This window comes from Mycobacterium sp. NGS66 (assembly GCF_059812225.1).
On record NZ_JCALCG010000033.1, the window covers coordinates 1 to 3,255 of the forward strand.

General features: G+C 65.8%; 4 protein-coding genes. 1 reads left to right on the forward strand and 3 read right to left on the reverse strand.

Annotated features, from left to right (window positions below):
* Nucleotides 1–92: 92 nt before the first annotated feature.
* The 3 genes from AC5Y2L_RS28495 to AC5Y2L_RS28505 are packed head-to-tail and all read right to left on the reverse strand — an operon-like array spanning nucleotide 93 to nucleotide 2,761.
* On the reverse strand, nucleotides 93–938 hold the full coding sequence (locus AC5Y2L_RS28495) for an SDR family NAD(P)-dependent oxidoreductase (protein WP_499940077.1): 846 nt from the start codon (nucleotides 936–938) through the stop codon (nucleotides 93–95).
* A gap of 34 nt (nucleotides 939–972) precedes the next feature.
* The gene (locus tag AC5Y2L_RS28500; protein ID WP_499940078.1) at nucleotides 973–1,830 is read right to left on the reverse strand and encodes an SDR family NAD(P)-dependent oxidoreductase; all 858 of its coding nucleotides are present in this window, start codon (nucleotides 1,828–1,830) and stop codon (nucleotides 973–975) included.
* A gap of 34 nt (nucleotides 1,831–1,864) precedes the next feature.
* On the reverse strand, nucleotides 1,865–2,761 hold the full coding sequence (locus tag AC5Y2L_RS28505) for an alpha/beta hydrolase (RefSeq protein ID WP_499940080.1): 897 nt from the start codon (nucleotides 2,759–2,761) through the stop codon (nucleotides 1,865–1,867).
* 108 nt (nucleotides 2,762–2,869) lie between these two features.
* On the opposite strand from AC5Y2L_RS28505, the gene AC5Y2L_RS28510 reads away from it, so the two are divergent.
* The coding region (locus AC5Y2L_RS28510) for a TetR/AcrR family transcriptional regulator (RefSeq protein ID WP_499940081.1) at nucleotides 2,870–3,255 on the forward strand (386 nt) is incomplete at its 3' end.

The following is a 3,255-nucleotide window of genomic DNA, read 5'->3' on the forward strand; positions in this document are numbered from 1 at the left end:
GAACGAACGGCGCGCGCTCAGCGTCGGAGAACGTCCGTTTCGTGCCAGCCAACGTAGATCGACGTCGCTGATGAGTTGGCTTCCAAAGCTAGTCACACTTCGACCCGCGCCGCGGCGAGTGCGATCGCGTCGCGGATCGTTGTGCCGGGGAATCCGAGTCGGTCAACGAACGGCCGGACAATGCCCGGTATGCGTGCAGTGAGTGCAAGGCTTTTCGGTACGACGATGAGATCGGATCGCTTCTCGATGCCGTCGATGATGGCATCGACGACCACCTTGAGCGGAACCATCTTCCACAGGCCGCGTTCGTTGCCGCCCCAGACCGCGCTGGCGGCGGGGTCGGCGTGGACATGTTCCATCATCGGTGTCGGGAAGAACGTCGGATGGGCAGTGCCGACGCCGACCCCGCAGTCGCGGAGCTCGAGCCGGGTGGAATCGGCGAGTGCCCACACTCCGGCCTTCGCGGCGCAGTACGGGCCGTTGAGCGGCCCGTGGACGAATGCGGCCATTGATGAAATAGCCAGTAGGTAGCCTTTGGTCTTCTCAACGTGCGGGATGCCGGCCCGGAATGTGCGCCATACGCCGTTGAGGTTGATATCGATCGCCCGCTCGAAGTCTTTGCCTTCCAGGTCCCACAGCGGTACCGCGGGAGGAGCTATACCGGCGTTGGCGATCACGACGTCGATGCGGCCGAAATGTTCTGCGGCAGCGTCCATTGCGTGTTCCAAGGCGGACAGGTCGCGGACGTCGGCGGCCCAGCCGCGGGCTACGGATTGCGATCCGAGTTCGGCAGCGTGTTTGTCAACCAAGTCTTGGTTGAGGTCGAGGAGGGCGAGGTTGGCGCCGCGAGCCCGCAGCGCCGTGGCGAGGGCGCGGCCGAGACCTCCGGTGGAACCGGTGATCACCACGGTGCGTCCAGCAAGGTCGTACTTAGGCATTGGTGGTAGTCCTTTCGGTCGGGCGATGCGAGGGTCAGGCGTTGGCGGCGTTGCGTTTGTCTTCGAGCTGGCGGACCAGGGAGTGGATGGTTTTGTCGCGGTCGACGGCGGCGTCGGTCAGCGGGTTGAGGATGCCGCGCAGCGCGGAGTAGGCCGCCCACGGCCGCGGGGCGAACATTCGCGGCGAGCGCTTTTGCAGACCGCGGATGAGGCCGGCGGCGACGACATCCGGAGACGACATCTTGCCCAGGGGCCCGCGGAAGGCGTGGCGGAAGAGCTGATTGACGATGTCGTCGGTCTGGGTGGATTCGGCGATCGACGTCTTGGTCCACCCTGGGTAGAGCACGCTGGCCGAGGCGCCGTGCGGGGCGAGCTCGGCGCGCAGGCAGCGGGCGAGCATCTCGACGCCGGCTTTGGACGCGCCGTAGGCGGAGTTGATCATCGCGTTGACGAACGAGTATCCCGATCCGGTGACCACGACTTGACCTTGGTTGGTGATGATCTGGTCCAGGGCGGGCTTGATGGTGCGCACGACGCCGAGGAGGTCGACTTCGATGACCTTCTCGTAGCGGGCCAGGTCGGCGGTCAGCAGCGTAACCGGCGGCTCGTAGGTGATACCGGCGTTGGCCCACACGACATCGAGACGGCCGAATTCTGCGACCGTCTTCTCGACGGCGGTGGTCATCTGATCGACGTCGGTGACGTCGGCGGCGATCGGAAGTGCACTTCCGGCCGGCAACTGCGCGGCGAGCGCAGTGACGGCATCGCCAGACAGGTCGACCAGAGCCAGCTTGGCGCCCCGCGCGGCGAGCTTGTGCGCGCTCGCGGTGCCGATGCCGCCGCTGGCGCCGGTGATGAGGATGACCTTGCCGGTCAGGTTGTACGTGGACATGGATTCTCCTTGGGTTATGTGGCCGTGGATTCGGTCAGTGGACGGGGACGTGGCGGGTAAGGAAGGCGAGCTGGTCGGCGACGTTGCGCTCGAAGTGTTCGCCGACGTAGATGTCGAAGTGGCCGGCGTCATAGAGCTTGATCTCGCCCCGGGGTGCCTGCGCGGCGTACTTCTGCGTCGGCTTGGCCGGTGCGACGGTGTCGTTCTCGCAGATGGCGAAGAAGATCGGGCAGGCCACGTTGGGGGCCTGACGGCCAGGGAAATGGCGCACGATGTCGAGGCCGAAGCGGGCCGCCACCTCCTTGGGTACGTGCAGCCCGTCGGGGATAAGCGCGGTGACGCCGGCGACGCTGTCGGGCGAGGACATCAGGGCTGCTGATCGGGGTGGACCGTAGGACGGCACCATCACCGGCGGTCGTCCGAGCCGCGCACCGATGACGTCACGCAGGGCCAAGGCGGTGACCTTGACCGAACTGATCGGCGGCACCGCGAACGCGGAGGCGAACCCGTCGGTGAACGGGCACTGCGCGATCGCGGCGACAATCCGTTTGTCCTGGGCAGCGGTGATGATCGAGTGGCCACCACCGAACGACGTGCCCCACACCACAACTCGGTCTGGGTCGATGCCGTCGAGGGTTCGCGCGTACGAGACCGCCGAGCGCCAGTCCTGCAGTTGCTTGTCGATGTCGAGCAGTTGGCGCGGTTCGCCGGAACTGGCGCCGAAGTGGCGGTAATCGAAGACCAGGCAGGCGTAGCCAGCGGCGGTGAATCGCTCGGCGAAGGCATCGAGACGCATCTCTTTGACGCCGGCGAGGCCGTGGGCCATGACGATCACGGGCCGCGGAGTGTCCGCGAAGTGCTGGTCGGGGGTGTAGAGCCAGGCGGCGCAGGTTCCCTCGGCGGAGGCGAAGGTGAGGTCTGTTCGAATCATGACCCCCAGAGTAATGGAATGGATACTAATATTGGAAGTCATCCCAACTGTTGTATAGGTTACAATATTGCTGTGAGTGCCGCCGCCGTACCCGATGGCCGTGCGTCGATGACCCGCACGCAGCAACGCGCTGCCGAGAACCGCCGCATGGTCATTGACGCTGCGCGCGAGATCATCGCCACCCAGGGTGTGGACGCGCTCACCCTGGAGGCGGTCGCCGAAAAAGCCGACGTGGTCGTGCAGACCATCTACAACCGGGTCGGCGGGCGCTCAGCTCTGCTGACCGCGGTGGCCGAGCAGGCGCTCGAGGAGAGTCGCGTCTACATGGATCCGGCCTACGCGGCAGAGGGGAGCGTCGAGGACCGCATTCTGCTCGCCGCTGAGGCCTACGCGCGTTTCGCTCGCGAACGTCCTCACGAATTCCGGATTTTGGTCGAGCCGCCCAACGAGCCCGACGCGGTCGAGCGCATCGCTGAGCTCACCCGCGTCCAAAA

Bases quoted from the DNA above. Each gene is read 5' to 3' on its own strand.
- AC5Y2L_RS28505 (WP_499940080.1), bottom strand. From the start codon at position 2,761: ATGATTCGAACAGACCTCACCTTCGCCTCCGCCGAGGGAACCTGCGCC.
- AC5Y2L_RS28495 (WP_499940077.1), bottom strand. From the start codon at position 938: ATGCCTAAGTACGACCTTGCTGGACGCACCGTGGTGATCACCGGTTCC.
- AC5Y2L_RS28500 (WP_499940078.1), bottom strand. From the start codon at position 1,830: ATGTCCACGTACAACCTGACCGGCAAGGTCATCCTCATCACCGGCGCC.